General features: G+C 61.6%; 14 protein-coding genes. 7 read left to right on the plus strand and 7 right to left on the minus strand.

Features of this window, described 5'->3' with window-relative positions; all coding sequences use genetic code 11:
- Window positions 1-191: 191 nt before the first annotated feature.
- Window positions 192-1,754, minus strand: coding sequence for a sigma-54-dependent phenylalanine hydroxylase transcriptional regulator PhhR (locus AD665_RS16875; RefSeq protein ID WP_024778626.1), 1,563 nt, complete (start codon window positions 1,752-1,754; stop codon window positions 192-194).
- A gap of 290 nt (window positions 1,755-2,044) precedes the next feature.
- Here AD665_RS16875 and phhA point away from each other — a divergent pair, with 290 nt between their 5' ends.
- From phhA to AD665_RS16890, 3 genes are all read left to right on the plus strand, one after another.
- On the plus strand, window positions 2,045-2,830 hold the full coding sequence (gene phhA / locus AD665_RS16880) for a phenylalanine 4-monooxygenase (protein WP_024778625.1): 786 nt from the start codon (window positions 2,045-2,047) through the stop codon (window positions 2,828-2,830).
- 98 nt (window positions 2,831-2,928) lie between these two features.
- Window positions 2,929-3,285: a 4a-hydroxytetrahydrobiopterin dehydratase gene (locus tag AD665_RS16885; RefSeq protein ID WP_003184087.1), complete on the plus strand. Its 357-nt coding sequence runs from the start codon at window positions 2,929-2,931 to the stop codon at window positions 3,283-3,285.
- Complete coding sequence (locus AD665_RS16890) at window positions 3,285-4,478, plus strand: amino acid aminotransferase (protein WP_024778624.1); 1,194 nt, start codon at window positions 3,285-3,287, stop codon at window positions 4,476-4,478. The genes AD665_RS16885 and AD665_RS16890 overlap by 1 nt, the downstream gene beginning before the upstream one ends.
- 190 nt (window positions 4,479-4,668) lie before the next feature.
- Here AD665_RS16890 and AD665_RS16895 read toward each other — a convergent pair whose 3' ends face one another.
- Window positions 4,669-5,235: a nitroreductase family protein gene (locus tag AD665_RS16895; RefSeq protein ID WP_053192888.1), complete on the minus strand. Its 567-nt coding sequence runs from the start codon at window positions 5,233-5,235 to the stop codon at window positions 4,669-4,671.
- Window positions 5,236-5,399: 164 nt separating this feature from the next.
- On the opposite strand from AD665_RS16895, the gene AD665_RS16900 reads away from it, so the two are divergent.
- The gene (locus AD665_RS16900) at window positions 5,400-6,854 is read left to right on the plus strand and encodes a TrkH family potassium uptake protein (RefSeq protein ID WP_024778622.1); all 1,455 of its coding nucleotides are present in this window, start codon (window positions 5,400-5,402) and stop codon (window positions 6,852-6,854) included.
- Here the strand turns inward: AD665_RS16900 and AD665_RS16905 are convergent.
- A complete protein-coding gene (locus AD665_RS16905) occupies window positions 6,811-7,866 on the minus strand; it encodes an AraC family transcriptional regulator (RefSeq protein WP_080686229.1) in 1,056 nt (351 codons plus the stop codon). The genes AD665_RS16900 and AD665_RS16905 overlap by 44 nt on opposite strands.
- A gap of 138 nt (window positions 7,867-8,004) precedes the next feature.
- Between AD665_RS16905 and AD665_RS16910 the strand changes: the two genes are divergently transcribed.
- On the plus strand, window positions 8,005-8,316 hold the full coding sequence (locus AD665_RS16910; RefSeq protein WP_024778620.1) for an Mpo1-like protein: 312 nt from the start codon (window positions 8,005-8,007) through the stop codon (window positions 8,314-8,316).
- 108 nt (window positions 8,317-8,424) lie between these two features.
- Here AD665_RS16910 and AD665_RS16915 read toward each other — a convergent pair whose 3' ends face one another.
- Window positions 8,425-9,240, minus strand: coding sequence for a UDP-2,3-diacylglucosamine diphosphatase (locus AD665_RS16915; RefSeq protein WP_024778619.1), 816 nt, complete (start codon window positions 9,238-9,240; stop codon window positions 8,425-8,427).
- Window positions 9,241-9,375: 135 nt separating this feature from the next.
- Between AD665_RS16915 and AD665_RS16920 the strand changes: the two genes are divergently transcribed.
- Both AD665_RS16920 and AD665_RS16925 read left to right on the plus strand, forming a co-directional pair.
- The gene (locus AD665_RS16920; RefSeq protein ID WP_024778618.1) at window positions 9,376-10,125 is read left to right on the plus strand and encodes a helix-turn-helix transcriptional regulator; all 750 of its coding nucleotides are present in this window, start codon (window positions 9,376-9,378) and stop codon (window positions 10,123-10,125) included.
- A gap of 189 nt (window positions 10,126-10,314) precedes the next feature.
- Entirely contained in the window at window positions 10,315-11,205 is an 891-nt protein-coding gene (locus AD665_RS16925; protein ID WP_024778617.1) for a DMT family transporter, read from the plus strand.
- Here AD665_RS16925 and AD665_RS16930 read toward each other — a convergent pair.
- The 3 genes from AD665_RS16930 to AD665_RS16940 form a co-directional block, all read right to left on the minus strand.
- Window positions 11,199-11,486: an Rdx family protein gene (locus AD665_RS16930; protein WP_024778616.1), complete on the minus strand. Its 288-nt coding sequence runs from the start codon at window positions 11,484-11,486 to the stop codon at window positions 11,199-11,201. The genes AD665_RS16925 and AD665_RS16930 overlap by 7 nt on opposite strands.
- Window positions 11,487-11,675: 189 nt before the next feature.
- On the minus strand, window positions 11,676-13,694 hold the full coding sequence (locus AD665_RS16935; protein ID WP_053192890.1) for a motility hub landmark protein FimV: 2,019 nt from the start codon (window positions 13,692-13,694) through the stop codon (window positions 11,676-11,678).
- Window positions 13,695-13,796: 102 nt separating this feature from the next.
- Window positions 13,797-14,231, minus strand: a complete 435-nt coding sequence (locus AD665_RS16940; RefSeq protein ID WP_024778614.1) for a MarR family transcriptional regulator — start codon at window positions 14,229-14,231, stop codon at window positions 13,797-13,799.
- Window positions 14,232-14,282 lie beyond the last annotated feature (51 nt).

Raw genomic sequence — 14,282 nt, forward strand, 5'->3', positions numbered from 1 at the left:
CAGACCAACTTTTTTTCTGGCGGCTCCTGGCCCGGCAAACAAAGGGCTTGCAGAATTTTGCGGGGAAAAATGAAATGTATCGAAGACGAAAAACCGGCGGTGTCATGCCGCTCAAAGGCAAAGGATTACCGTGGGGCAGACCCGCCGTTACCTGTGGCGAGGGGATTTATCCCCTCGCCACAGGTAACGGATTACATCCCAGGCTCTTTACCCACCTCATACTCGCGCAACTTATTGGCAATGGTGGTATGGGACACCCCCAACCGCTTGCCAAGTTGCCGGCTGCTGGGGTGCTCGGAATAGAGCCGTTCCAGCACCGCCTTCTCGAATCGCCCGACAATCTCGTCCAGCCCGCCGTCCAGTGAAAAGTCACCCAGGGGCTGGCGCACACCATAGTCCGGCAGACGGATATGCTCGGCCTTCACCGTCCCACCGTCACACAGGGAAACGGCCTGGAACAGCACGTTCTCCAGTTGCCGGACATTGCCCGGCCAATGGTAATGACTGAGGCGGTCCATCGCCGCCGTGGCCAGTTTCGGCAGCGCACAGCCGATCTGGCGACTGGCCTGGTCGAGGAAGTGCTCCACCAGCGGCGCGAGGCCATCGAGGCACTCGCGCAGCGGCGGAATGTGCAAGGACAAGACGTTCAAGCGGTGATACAGGTCCTGGCGAAACTCCCCCCGGGCACAGAGTTCGGACAAATCCACCTGGGTCGCGCAAATCACCCGGACATCCAGGTATACCTCTTCATCGCTGCCGACCCGCCGGAAGCAACCGTCCTGCAAGAAGCGCAGCAACTTCACCTGCAGGCGTGGGCTCATTTCCCCCACCCCGTCGAGAAACAAGGTACCGCCAGCCGTCAACTCCAGCAGCCCCAGCTTGCCTTCGGCACGGGCGCCTTCGAAGGCGCCGGGACCGTAGCCGAACAGTTCCGTCTCGGCCATGGACTCCGGCAGCCCGGCACAGTTAAGCGCCATCAGTGGTGACTGCCCGCGCGGGCTCGCCAGGTGGCAGGCCCGGGCCAGCAATTCCTTGCCGGTGCCGGTTTCGCCTTCAATCAGTAGCGGCGCGTCCAGCGGGGCCATGCGCCGGGCTTCGCGGACCACCGCAGCCATCACTTTCGAACTCTGGAAGATGCTGTCGAAGCCACGCAACTCCTGCTTGCGCACGTTATAGATGCGCTCACCGACCCGGTCGGCCCGATGCAGCGTCAACACCGCACCAGCCATGGCCTCGCTGTCGTCATGCTCCGATTGCAACGGGGCGATGTCGGCCAGGAACACATCGCCCTTGACCTTGACCCGCAGCCCGTTGATGCGCGACTGGTTGGCTCGCACCAGTTCCGGCAAATCGAAATCCTCGGCGTAGCGCGACAGCGGAATTCCCGGTACCTCGTCCACCCGCACCCCGAGCAACTGAGCGGCCGCCCGGTTCGCGGCGACGATGGAACCGCCCATGTCGATGGACAACACTGGAAACTCCAGGGCGCCGAGCAACGCATTGAGCTCCATGTGCCGACGCTCGCTGGGCATCAGCCCTACCCGCTTGACGCCGAACACGCCGGCGATACCTTCGAATTTCGGACGCAACGCCTGGAATTGAATGTTGATCAGGTTCGGGCAGTGCAGGTAGATCGCATTACCGTGCTCGCCACCAACTTCGCCCCGGGCGACGTTGATGCCGTACTCCACCAGCAGGTTGAGGATGTCCCGCAGGATGCCGATGCGATTCTGGCAGTGGACTTTGATGCGCATAAAAAGCCCCAAGGGTTCGGTGACTGCTCTTTGTCACCCGTTTTTTTACCGAGCGACGCAAATTCTTGTAAAGATTATGTGACGACTCCAGGCAAATTCCCATAGATAAATCCAGGCACGACTGGATCTCAAGGGCGATCGTAACGAAAAGTTTACGAAATAACCTCTATTACCTCGGACACACCTGCACCGCCCTGCTGCACCTACGAAAGCTTCGGGTTATCTCTAATACATCGCTGGACATAACAACAAACAGTCTTCCCCTCGAGGGAAATCAGCAGGAGAGCAGCATGAAGCAGACGCAGTACGTGGCCCGTGAGCCCGATGCGCTAGGTTTTATCCACTACCCCGCCGAAGAACATGCGGTGTGGAATACGCTGATCACCCGCCAGCTGAAAGTCATTGAAGGCCGTGCGTGCCAGGAATACCTGGACGGCATCGACAAGCTTGGCCTGCCCCACGACCGCATTCCGCAGTTGGGCGAAATCAACAAGGTGCTGGGTGCAACCACGGGTTGGCAAGTTGCCCGGGTACCCGCATTGATCCCCTTCCAGACCTTCTTCGAATTGCTCGCCAGCAAACAGTTTCCGGTGGCGACCTTCATTCGCACCCGGGAAGAACTGGACTACCTGCAAGAGCCGGACATTTTCCACGAGATCTTCGGCCACTGCCCGCTGCTGACCAACCCTTGGTTCGCCGAATTCACCCACACCTATGGCAAGCTCGGCCTGCAGGCGTCCAAGGAAGAGCGTGTCTACCTGGCGCGCCTGTACTGGATGACCATCGAGTTCGGGCTGGTGGAAACAGCGCAGGGCCGACGCATCTACGGTGGCGGCATCCTGTCTTCACCCAAGGAAACCGTGTACTGCCTGTCGGACGAGCCGGAGCACCAGGCCTTCGATCCGCTGGAGGCCATGCGCACGCCGTATCGCATCGACATCCTGCAACCGGTGTATTTCGTCCTGCCAGAGCTCAAGCGCCTGTTCGACCTGGCCCATGAAGACATCATGGGCATGGTCAAGCGCGGTCGGGAACTGGGCCTGCACACACCAAAATTTCCGCCGAAAGCCGCCTGAATGGCGTTTTTTGATCCCAAGTGAGTCTGTTGCACTGCACGGCTTTGCTTTAGCGTGGGTGCATCGACGTTCTACCCAATTCGATCCAGGAACACACCATGAACACTCTGAACCAAGCCCATTGCGAAGCCTGCCGTGCCGACGCCCCACAGGTCAGCGACGAAGAACTGCCGGTACTGATCAAGCAGATCCCGGACTGGAACATCGAAGTGCGCGACGGCGTGATGCAGTTGGAAAAGGTTTTCCTGTTCAAGAATTTCAAGCACGCCCTGGCATTCACCAACGCCGTTGGTGAAATCTCCGAGGCCGAAGGCCATCACCCAGGCCTGCTCACTGAGTGGGGCAAAGTCACCGTGACCTGGTGGAGCCACTCCATCAAGGGCCTGCACCGCAACGACTTCATCATGGCCGCCCGCACCGATGACGTGGCCAAGACCGCCGAGGGCCGCAAGTAATGCATTTCGACGCCATCGGCCGGGTGCCCGGCGACCCGATCCTCGGCCTGATGGAGGCCTATGGTGCGGACAGCAACCCGAACAAGTTCGACTTGGGTGTGGGCGTCTATAAAGACGCCCAGGGCCTGACGCCGATTCTCGAATCGGTGAAGCAGGCCGAGCGACGGCTGGTGGATCATCAGACCACCAAGACCTACATCGGCGGGCATGGCGACGCCACTTTCGGGCGGTTGATCACTGCGCTCGTCCTGGGTGCCGACGCCCGGCAGATCGCCGAACAACGCGCCGGTGCCACCCAGACCCCGGGCGGCACCGGCGCCCTGCGCCTGAGTGCCGATTTCATTGCACAGTGCCTGCCAGGCCGTGGCGTATGGTTGAGCAACCCGACCTGGCCAATCCACGAAACCATTTTCGCCACCGCGGGCGTCAAGGCCAGCCACTACCCCTACGTGGGCAGCGACAATCGCCTGGATTTCGAGGCGATGCTGGCAACCCTCAGCCAGGCACCAAAGGGTGACGTGGTGCTGCTGCACGCGTGCTGCCACAACCCTACCGGTTTCGACCTGTCCCAGGATCAATGGCGCCAGGTACTGGAGGTGGTGCGCAGTCGTGAGCTGTTGCCGCTGATCGACTTCGCCTACCAGGGCTTCGGCGACGGCCTGGAACAGGATGCCTGGGCAGTCCGGTTGTTCGCCCAGGCATTGCCCGAGGTGTTGATCACCAGTTCCTGCTCGAAGAACTTCGGCTTGTACTGCGATCGCACCGGTGCGTTGATCGTCTGCGCCCGCGACGCCGACAAGCTGGTGGACATCCGCAGCCAACTGGCCAACATCGCCCGCAACCTGTGGTCGACACCGCCGGATCATGGCGCAGCGGTGGTGGCGACGATCCTGGGTACTCCGGAACTCAAGCGTCTGTGGGCCGACGAAGTGGAAGCCATGCGCCTGCGCATCGCCCAGCTACGCAGTGGCCTGCTGGACGCCCTCGAACCCCACGGCCTGCGGGAGCGCTTCTCCCATATCGGGGTGCAACGCGGCATGTTCTCCTACACCGGCCTGGCGCCCGAGCAGGTCAAGCAATTGCGTGAGCGGCACAGCGTGTACATGGTCGGCACGGGGCGGGCCAACGTGGCCGGCATCGATGCGACTCGCCTGGACCGGCTGGCCGAGGCGATTGCGGACGTTTGCAAATAACTGCTGTACCTGCATAACCCTGTGGGGAAAGGCTTTGTCTGTGGCGAGGGGATTTATCCCCATTGGGCTGCGAAGCAGCCCCAAAATCAGTCCCTGCGGTGTGTCAGATTACTTCTGATGTAGGCAGTTTGGGGGCTGCTGTGCAGCCCAGCGGGGATAAATCCCCTCGCCACAAAAGCTCGTCATTCCATCACTGCAACCCAGTCCACTCGCGAACGAATTCAGCAATGTCTTCCTTCGGTGCCGTCCGCGCTTCTTTCTGCGGTGTGCCCAGGTACAGGAAACCGATCACCTCTTCCCCCACGTCAAGACCCAGCCCCTTGGCCACGTGCGGCGAGTACGCCAGTTCACCCGTACGCCACACTCCGCCAACACCCAGGGCATAGGCCGCCAGCAGGATCCCGTGGGCAGCGCAGCCGGCCGCCAGCAATTGCTCGGCTTTCGGGACTTTGAAATGGTCCTGCAAACGTGCGATCACCACCACGACCAACGGCGCCCGCAGCGGACCATTGAGGGCCTTTTCCACAACCGCCTCGGACACCAGCGGATCATTGAATCGCGCCGCGTCGGCCAGCAGTTCGCCCATGCGATAACGAGCCTGCCCTTCAACCGTCAGAAAACGCCAGGGCCGCAACTGGCCATGATCGGGAGCGCGCATCGCCGCGGCGAACATGATTTCCCGTTGTTCAGGCGTGGGTGCCGGTTCCACCAGGCGTGGAACGGAAACACGGTTGAGCAAAGCATCGAGAGCCTGCATCGGCCACCTCCCTGAAAAAATGTCTGGCTATTCTAGTGTTCTGTACGGCAAGTTCGTTAGCGCAAATTAGCAGACGATGCACAGGCCAGTCGCGCCGGGCGCGGTTTACATGCCGCGAGCCGTCGGTAGAATGGCGCCCTTCCCTTTCAGCCCGAGCGGACTTCATGGCGTTGCCGACCCTGCGGATCATTGGCTTCATCATCGGCATATTCCTGATCACCCTGGCGATCTTCATGGTCGTGCCCATGGCCACCCTGCTGATCTTCGAGCGCACCGGGGATCTGCCTTCGTTCCTCTGGTCCAGCATGATCACCTTCGTCGCCGGCCTGGCTCTGGTGCTGCCCGGACGCCCCGAGCACGTGCACCTGCGCCCGCGAGACATGTATCTGCTGACGGTCAGCAGTTGGCTGGTGGTGTGCATCTTTGCCGCGTTGCCGTTCCTGCTGACCCAGCACATCAGCTACACGGACTCGTTCTTTGAAAGCATGTCCGGAATCACGGCCACCGGTGCCACAGTCCTGAGCGGCCTCGACACCATGTCACCGGGCATCCTGATGTGGCGCTCGCTGCTGCACTGGCTCGGCGGGATCGGCTTCATCGGCATGGCGGTGGCGATCCTGCCGTTGTTGCGCATTGGTGGCATGCGCCTGTTCCAGACCGAATCCTCGGACCGTTCGGAAAAGGTCATGCCTCGCTCCCACATGGTTGCACGGCTGATCGTGGCGTCCTATGTCGGCATCACCATTCTCGGCACCCTGGCCCTCTGGTGGGCCGGGATGAGCCCGTTCGATGCGGTCAACCATTCGATGTCGGCCATCTCGACCGGCGGTTTCTCCACCTCGGACCTGTCCCTGGCCAAATGGACCGAGCCGGCGGTGCACTGGGTCGTCATCGTCATCATGATCCTCGGCAGCCTGCCGTTCGCGCTGTACGTCTCGATGCTGCGAGGCAACCGCCGGGCGCTGATCAGGGACCAACAGGTCCAGGGCCTGATCGGCGTGCTGCTGGTGACCTGGCTGGTGCTCGGCACCTGGTACTGGGCGACCACCGACCTGCATTGGCTGGACGCACTGCGACACGTGGCCCTGAACGTGACCTCGATCGTCACCACCTCCGGTTTCGCCTTGGGGGACTACAGCCTCTGGGGCAACTTCTCGCTGATGCTGTTCTTCTACTTGGGGTTCGTCGGCGGCTGCTCGGGATCGACGGCCGGCGGGATCAAAATCTTTCGCTTCCAGGTCGCCTATATCCTGCTCCGGGCCAACCTCATGCAGCTGATTCACCCACGTGCGGTGATCAAGCAGAAATACAACGGTCACCGCCTCGACGAAGAAATCGTGCGTTCGATCCTGACGTTCTCGTTCTTTTTCGCCATCACCATCTGCGTGATCGCCCTGCTGCTGTCGCTGCTGGGAGTGGAGTGGATGACGGCGCTGACCGGCGCGGCCAGCACCGTGTCCGGCGTCGGCCCGGGGCTGGGTGAGACCATTGGCCCGGCCGGCAACTTCGCGCCACTGCCGGATGCCGCCAAATGGATTCTGTCCGGTGGCATGCTGTTGGGCCGACTGGAGATCATCACGGTATTCGTGTTGTGCATCCCGGCGTTCTGGCGTCACTGACCTCTTTGGCCAGTCTCGTCGCCCGATACTCGCCGGGCGTGACATCGAACCAGCGGCGAAAGGCGCGGAAAAAATTGCTCGGGTCGGCGAACCCCAACAGATAGGCGATCTGCAGCAAGGTCATGGCCGGCTGCGCCAGGTACTGCTCGGCCAGTTCGCGACGGGTATCGTCGAGCAGGGCCTGGAAACTCGTGCCCTCCTCCTGCAGGCGCCGTTGCAAGGTACGCTGTGACAAATGCAGCGCCTTCGCCACCACGTCACGCTTGGGTTCCCCCTGGGGCAACAACCGACACAACACCTGGCGCGCCTTGTGGGTCACCCGGCTTTCCGAAAAACGCGCCAGGTACTCACCGGCAAACCGATCGTGGAGCTGCGCCATGGCCTCGTTGGCCGTGGGCAGCGGTGCCTCCATGTCGGCCCGCTTGAAGACCAGCGCGTCGAAGGGCGCACCAAACACCAACGGCGCACAGAACACTTGTTGGTAAGGCGCACGATCAACCGGTTCGGCCCCCTGGAACAGCACCTTCACCGGATGCAAGGTACGTCCGGTCAGCCAGTTGCACAGGCTTAGCGCACAAGCCAGAGACGCCTCGGTACTTTGCCGGGTAGTTGGGAGATGATCTCCGTGCACCGTCAGAATCAGGGCATAGTTGCCATCCAACTGGCGGATACTCAAGTCGGCACTTTCGGCAATGATCCGCTGGTAACGTACCAATCGCTGGAAACCTTCGATCAACGTCCGGCTGGACATCAGGGCGTAACCGACCACATGGAACGACGCCGGGCGCACTACCTTGCCCATGTTCAAGCCAATGGACGGGTTGCCCGACAGCTCCACCGCCAGTTGCCAGAGCCGCGTCATCGAGTCCTGGGGGAAACGGGCGTCCGGATCTTCCAGCGCATCAAAGTCCAGTCCCAACTGATTGAACAGCACACGACAATCCAGGCCGTCCATTTCCAGCGCCTTGACAATCCCCATCGCCCAGCTTGAAGAAGTCGTTCGTTCACCCATGAGGTATCACTTGCATGACAAGCCGCAAAGTACGGCCGGATTTGCGAAGGATACTAAAGTGGCGCTCATTGTCACTGGCCGTTGCAGAGGGGCGCTCTAGACTTGAAAAACAGAACCCTCACCAAAGAGCCTGCAGTCTTGGAAAACATCAGACAATTCAAGAGTTTTGCTGACTTCTATCCGTACTACCTGGGCGAGCACAGCAACAGCACATGTCGACGACTGCACTTCATCGGCACCTCCCTGGTCATACTGATTCTCGTCCTGGCCATCGCCGCAACGGCCTGGTGGTGGTTGATCGCCTTGCCGGTGGCCGGCTACGGCTTTGCCTGGGTCGGGCACTTCTTCTTCGAAAAGAACCGACCGGCGACCTTCCAACACCCGCTCTACAGCCTGCTTGGCGATTTCGTCATGTACCGCGACATGCTGCGGGGCAAGGTTCCGTGGTAGGAGCTGCCGAAGGCTGCGATCTTTGATCTTGATTCTTTATCGCCTGGAAAAAGATCGCAGCCTTCGGCAGCTCCTACAGAAGCCTTCTGCCTGGAGGAAGTGTCAGGCTCAGGCCGGTTCGGCGACTTTGAGCGCCTTCAACTGAGCTTCGCGCGCCTGGGCATCCGCCAACCGGTACAACTCGATCGAGCCGTCCCAATGCTCGATCAGCGCCGTACAGGATTCGACCCAATCGCCGCAATTGAGGTAGTCGACCTCACCCACCTTGCGGATCTCGGCGTGGTGGATGTGGCCACACACCACACCATGCAATTCGCGCTTCACGCACTCATGGGCGATGGCTTCTTCGAAGTCACTGATGAAGCTGACGGCGGTCTTGACCTTGTGCTTGAGGTACGCCGACAACGACCAGTAACCGTAGCCGTAGCGGGCCCGCCAATGGTTGAGCCAGCGGTTCAGCGTGAGGGTGAATTCGTAGGCTGAATCCCCGAGAAACGCCAGCCAACGGTGGTAACGGGTGATGACATCGAACTGGTCGCCGTGAATTACCAGCAAGTGCCGGCCGTCGGCGGTGACGTGCACCGCCTCGTCCACCAGTTGGATATTGCCCAGGATCAGCTTCGAATAGCGGCGCAGGAACTCGTCGTGATTACCGGTGACGTAGATCACCTCGGTACCGCGCTTGCTCATGGTCAGCAAACGCCGGATGACGTTGGTGTGGGCTTGGGGCCAATACATGCCGCCGCGCAGTTTCCAGCCATCGATGATGTCACCGACCAGATAGATCTTGTCAGCGTGATAGCCCTTGAGGAACTGCGACAAATGTTCGGCCTGGCAATCCCGGGTACCGAGGTGCACATCGGATATCCACAGGGTGCGGACACGCTGCTTGCGGCTGGGTCTGGCGAGCTCGGCGCTGGTCATGGGCACCCCCTCTGATCGTTTTCACCACTGTGCACACCGGCGGTTAATGGCCCATGACAGACACATGTCGGTTGCATGACAAGGCCACGCGATACACCTTCGGTGTATGCTGGCGGCCTGCCCCGGGAGACCGCGATGAGACCGATCCTCACGTTGCGCCACTACAGCCACGACCTGATCGTCCACAGCCATGACCACGCCCAACTGGTCTTCGGACTGTCGGGCGCGCTGGATTTCGAGGTGGAGGGGCGTGGCAGCCAGGTGGTACAGCAAAGTTTCGTGGTGGTGCCGGCCGGTGCTCATCATGCCTGCGGTAGCCCTCGTGGCAGCCATTGCCTGGTGCTGGATGTGCCGGACGATGAGTGGGTCGCTCAGTGCCTGGGGGATCACGCCGACGCCAGCCGTCGCTTGCTGGACAGCACCGTCCGCCTGCCCCTGGATGCGGGACAGAGCCAATTGGTCAGTTGGCTCGCGGGCAGCCCGGTAAACGATCCGCTGATCGCCCAGCAAGGAGCGGTACTGCTCCTGGCCAGCCTCAACGGTGTTCGCCAGGAAGCGACCGGCCGCCGACGCCTACCCTATGCTGCCCTTGACGCGCACATTGACCAATACGCCGCCTACCCGCTGCAAGTGGCTGACCTGGCCCGGATCGCAGGACTTTCCGCTGCTCGCCTGCACGCACGCTTCGTCGCCGAATGCGGGCAAACCCCGATGGATTACATCCGCAGCCGCCGCTTGCACAAGGCTGTAGCACTGCTGCGCGACTCGGATCTGCCCATCGGTGAGATTGCCCACCGGGTCGGCTACAGCTCCCAGAGCGCCTTCGCCGCGGCGATACTGCGCGAATTCGGCACGTCGCCAGGCAAACTGCGGCGTTCGCGCTAGCCTGACGCTAAAAAACGCCAGGATCGCGACAGACACCCACTCATCCAAAGGGTTTAAATATTGATCCCTGTGGGAGCGAGCCTGCTCGCGAATGCGGTGTGTCAGTTGATAGAAATGCTGACTGATCGGCCGCTTTCGCGAGCAGGCTCGCTCCCACAGGGAATAGTGATGGCTGATCTAAGGACTGCAATGACTCCCCGTACCGCCCTGGGCGCCCTGCACATTGGCGCACTGATGTTTGGCCTGACCGGTGTGTTCGGCAAACTCGCCGCCGCCTCGCCGGCGATCATCGTATTTGGCCGCGCCCTGTTTGCCGTGCTGGCCCTGGCGGCCTTCGCCCGCTTCGCCAGCAGCACCCCATGGCAGAAACTCCAGATACGGGACGGCTGGCGACTGCTGCTGAGCGGGCTGCTACTGGCCGGCCACTGGGTGAGCTTTTTCATCGCGGTAAAAATCGCCGGAGTGGCGATCGCCACACTGGGGTTTGCCAGTTTTCCGGCCTTCACGGTGCTACTCGAAGGGCTGGTGTTTCGCGAGCGGATTCGGGCCAATGAAATCCTGCTGGTGGTGTTGGTAAGCATTGGCCTGGTGCTGGTCACCCCGGACTTCGACCTGGCCAGCGGCGCCACCACCGGCCTGCTGTGGGCTGTGGCGTCGGGGTTGCTGTTTTCCCTGCTGTCGCTGACCAACCGCGCCGGCGCAGGCGCTGTACCACCCGTGCAGGCGGCGCTGTGTCAGAACCTGGTCGTCGGGGCATGCCTGCTGCCGATCGCCGCGCCACAACTGAGCGCGGTACGCCCGCTCGACTGGCTGTGGATCGGCCTGCTCGGGGTGTTCTGCACCGGCCTGGCCCATAGCCTCTTCGTCGCCAGCCTGAGCGTGATCAAGGCCCGCACAGCGGCGGTGGTGTTCGCCATGGAGCCGGTCTACGGCATCAGCGTGGCCTGGCTGCTGTTCGGCGAGACCCCGACCCTGCGCATGCTGCTGGGAGGCGTGCTGATCATCGCCGCCATCGTCGTGTCGAGCCAGCTAAGCGGCGCGAAGAAACCGGTGACAGGCAGCGAAGCCCCCTCTCACTGAACCCGGTCGTTGTGGCCCAGGTCCCGCTCCGGGTCGATCCGGTCGCGGACCCGTTGCTTGAGCACCTTGGCCTCGGGGAAACCGCCGTCAGCCTTGCGCTCCCAGATCTGCTCACCGTCGCAACTGATGTGGAACACCCCGCCGGTGCCCGGCACCAGGGACACCTTGCCCAAATCGTCACCAAAGGTACTGAGCAGTTCCTGGGCCAGCCAGGCAGCACGCAGCAACCATTGGCACTGGGTGCAATAGGTAATGATGACTTCCGGTTTTTGCTCGGTCATAGCAGGTCGACTCGTGGCTTCGAAGGCGCCGCCATGATACTCGCCTTTGACCGTTCGCCCCCGAGATAGACGATGCTCAATACCTGTGGGAGCGAGCCTGCTCGCGATGGCGGCAGCACATTCGACACCAATGCCAGCAGACCCACCGCTATCGCGAGCAGGCTCGCTCCCACACGGGAAGCCGTGCCTTCAGCGAATCCCGGCCAGCAGCACTCGGGCGGTCTGTTTGAGGGGTTCGTCGCCTTCCTGGAGCAATTCTTCAAGCAGGGTGATCGCTGTCTTCAAGTCGCCATCATCAATGCAGTTCTGCGCCTGCTCCAGTTTTTCAGCGTGTTCCGGCGCTTCGGGCTCGAGGGACATGGACGCCAGGGACGATAAGTCAGACTCAGGCTCAAGAGGCTGCGCCTCCAGCTCCAGCACCTGCTCTTCATCGGCGAACCCATCTAGAAAGGCATCGTCCAGCGACTCGGTTTCCAGTGGCGCGCTCCATTGCAGCTCCGGCTCGTCGAATCCCGACAGAGACAACTCCTCAGAGACGTCAACGGCAGGCGTCGCGATGGCGTTTTTTTCCTCGGCGCCGTCCTGCTCATCGGTCAGGTCCCAGTTGCTCTCCATGGACAGCGCATCCAGATCCAGCTCGAACTCATCGCCGGGAACGTGTACAGGCACAGGAGCGGGGGCTTCAGGTGCTTGAGGCTCTGGCGGCGGCATCACCACCATGGGCGCGGCGACCACAGCAACTCTCGGATAACGCCCGCGGATGTCTTCCAGTGTCCTGGCATCGACGCCCTGCGCCGATAAATGATGTTCCTGGGCCTGAAAGCCGATGGTGTCGCCCTGCTTGCCCAGCACCTCCAGCAACTTGAGGCCAAGGTCGGTGCGCTCCGGTTCCGCCAGCAACGCCGCGCGCAACAACCCCGCGGCTTCGGTGAAGCGGCCATAGGTCAGGTAGATCCCGACCCCTTCCAGCACATCTCCCAACGGCGCATCACCGTTATTGAAAGACGAAGCGACCTCGGGCTGCTCCGTATCAGCCGCCGCTGCATAGGTGTCGACAGCATCTTCGAGCATCGGCTCAGGGCGCTCCGACATCGGCTGTACGCCAGCCTGCTCTTGTCGACGACGGATGAACAGCAGCAATGCAAGCAATCCCAACAGCCCCACCAGTCCTGCCACCCACAGCCAATTGATGCCGTCGGGCTCCGGCTGCTCTGCCGCAGGAGGGGGCGCTGTCACTGGCTGCGGCTCAGCCACCGGCATGTCTTTCGCCGTCTCAGTGACCGGAGGCACGGCTGGCGACGCAGTAGGCGTAGCCGGGCCCGGCGCGACCTCAGCCAGTTTCGCCTGCAGTTCGCTGATCTGCTTGCGCTGATCGGCAATTTCTTCGTCCTGGGCCTGAAGCCGGGCCCGCAACTCGTCGACGGTTTTCTGTTGCTGCTGGTTCTGCAGCACGCTGGCCGCCAGTTGCTCGTCGACGGCAACGGCGGTCGACGCGGCGGCGGTTTCCGTCGGGGATGGCAACACGGCCGAATCGGGCAGCAGCAAGCGCTGGCCGATAGAAAGTCGGTCGCTGCCTGGGTTCAGGGCCTGAATTCCTTGCATCAACTCATGGATCGAGGCGCCGCTGCCAGCCTCGTGCAGGCGTTTGGCAATTACCCAGGGGCTGTCTCCCTGCACGACGGTATAGCGCTTGCCTTGGGTCGCCGGGGGCGGCTTGATGGCCGGCGCCGGAGTCGAGATCGAAGACTTGGGAGAGGCCGCGGGCTCGTCGGATGCAGGCACGATACCCGGCGTACCCGGTGGGTCGATCAGCACGGTGTATTCGTGCAGGAGACGTCCGTTGGGCTGATTGAGCTGCACCAGGAAATTGAGGAAAGGTTCTTCCACCGGTTTACTGGAAGTGACCCGAATGAAACTGCGCTCGCCGCGTATCACCGGGGTAAAGCGCAGGTTGCTGAGGAAGAACACCCGCTCCACGCCGGCACGATTGAAGTCGTCCGGACCAGCCAGGCTGGCCGACAGATCCCCCTCGCTGAGTCCCGCCGCATCGACCAGTGCGATATCGGCGCGCAACGGCTGGTTCAGGGCGGAATGGAGCGTGATTTCTCCCAGCCCCAGCGCAGACGCCAAAGCCGGATATCCCAATGCACCCAAGACAACTGACACGTTGACCCAACTGCGCAACGTGGACTGCAAACTTTCAAGCATGGGTATCCCTTTACGATTCGAGCGCTTCCAATACGATCGCTTAGTACTGGTTATAGTTCGCTAATCATCGAATCTCAAAAGTCGGGATATGGCAGATGTACCTCAGGATTTTTCCAGATTCGCCAGAATTCTGCCGTGAACCCGCATGCACACCCGCATGTCCTCCTCGTCGATGCCTTCGAACAGCTCCCTGCGCAATTGCGTGGCAATGGTTTCAATCTGTTCGATCAACGGCCGTGCCGGCGAGCAGAGCACGATTTTCTTGGCCCTGCGGTCCTCGGCGACGGCCTGGCGCTGCACCAGCCCCTGGCTTTCCAGGCTGTCGAGCAAACGGGCCAGGGTCGGGCCTTCGACGGCAACGCTCTGGGCCAGTTCGCGCTGGGTCGGGGCGTGTTCGAAGCGGGCCAGGTGCAACAGCACCAGCCACCGCGCCTGGGACAGACCCAGTCCGGCCAGGCGACGGTCCAGTTCGGCACGCCAGCCCCGGGACATCTGCGCCAATTGCATGCCAAAACGGTGTTGATCGGTTAACGACATAAAAAACTCATCAGATCTGAAATAGGAGAAATACTAATTATTAGTCAGCTA

The organism is Pseudomonas corrugata, from assembly GCF_001269905.1.
GTDB lineage: Bacteria > Pseudomonadota > Gammaproteobacteria > Pseudomonadales > Pseudomonadaceae > Aquipseudomonas > Aquipseudomonas corrugata.

What these genes read in the sequence shown, in the direction of transcription:
- AD665_RS16900 (WP_024778622.1), top strand. Translation starts at nt 5,400, where the DNA reads ATGGCGTTGCCGACCCTGCGGATCATTGGCTTCATCATCGGCATATTC.
- AD665_RS16885 (WP_003184087.1), top strand. Translation starts at nt 2,929, where the DNA reads ATGAACACTCTGAACCAAGCCCATTGCGAAGCCTGCCGTGCCGACGCC.
- AD665_RS16890 (WP_024778624.1), top strand. Translation starts at nt 3,285, where the DNA reads ATGCATTTCGACGCCATCGGCCGGGTGCCCGGCGACCCGATCCTCGGC.
- AD665_RS16940 (WP_024778614.1), bottom strand. Translation starts at nt 14,231, where the DNA reads ATGTCGTTAACCGATCAACACCGTTTTGGCATGCAATTGGCGCAGATG.
- AD665_RS16935 (WP_053192890.1), bottom strand. Translation starts at nt 13,694, where the DNA reads ATGCTTGAAAGTTTGCAGTCCACGTTGCGCAGTTGGGTCAACGTGTCA.
- AD665_RS16905 (WP_080686229.1), bottom strand. Translation starts at nt 7,866, where the DNA reads ATGGGTGAACGAACGACTTCTTCAAGCTGGGCGATGGGGATTGTCAAG.
- AD665_RS16930 (WP_024778616.1), bottom strand. Translation starts at nt 11,486, where the DNA reads ATGACCGAGCAAAAACCGGAAGTCATCATTACCTATTGCACCCAGTGC.
- AD665_RS16875 (WP_024778626.1), bottom strand. Translation starts at nt 1,754, where the DNA reads ATGCGCATCAAAGTCCACTGCCAGAATCGCATCGGCATCCTGCGGGAC.
- AD665_RS16915 (WP_024778619.1), bottom strand. Translation starts at nt 9,240, where the DNA reads ATGACCAGCGCCGAGCTCGCCAGACCCAGCCGCAAGCAGCGTGTCCGC.
- AD665_RS16895 (WP_053192888.1), bottom strand. Translation starts at nt 5,235, where the DNA reads ATGCAGGCTCTCGATGCTTTGCTCAACCGTGTTTCCGTTCCACGCCTG.
- AD665_RS16920 (WP_024778618.1), top strand. Translation starts at nt 9,376, where the DNA reads ATGAGACCGATCCTCACGTTGCGCCACTACAGCCACGACCTGATCGTC.
- phhA (WP_024778625.1), top strand. Translation starts at nt 2,045, where the DNA reads ATGAAGCAGACGCAGTACGTGGCCCGTGAGCCCGATGCGCTAGGTTTT.
- AD665_RS16925 (WP_024778617.1), top strand. Translation starts at nt 10,315, where the DNA reads ATGACTCCCCGTACCGCCCTGGGCGCCCTGCACATTGGCGCACTGATG.